This window comes from Vallitalea sediminicola (genome assembly GCF_054408565.1).
The window spans coordinates 1-306 of sequence record NZ_BTPT01000345.1 but is presented as its reverse complement, the minus strand read 5'-3'; the positions used below and the strand labels follow the sequence as shown (position 1 = coordinate 306).

1 pseudogene is annotated in these 306 nt (G+C 36.6%); it reads right to left on the bottom strand.

The annotated features are described in order from the left end of the window. A pseudogene (locus ACX6CF_RS26990) lies at window positions 1-306 on the bottom strand (stage V sporulation protein AD); the annotation flags it as partial.

The following is a 306-nucleotide window of genomic DNA, read 5'->3' as shown; positions in this document are numbered from 1 at the left end:
GCTAGGACTCATCAATGCACCTGTAGGTATAAATAAAATCCTATTAAAAGTACCTTTCGCCATTTCCTTTAGAATATAACCTGTTAGTGTAACTGCAGAACAGCCACAACCACTGCCACCTGCGTGTGTATCCTGTTTTTGTTCATCAAATATTTCAATACCACAATCAGTATAATTCTCTGATAAATCATACCCCTCTTTTTGAACCAACTCTTGCATTAATTTCTTGCCAACTATACCAAGCTCTCCTGTTGCAATCAAATCATAATCAGCTGCACATCTGCCAGTATCTTTAAAATGAGTAAT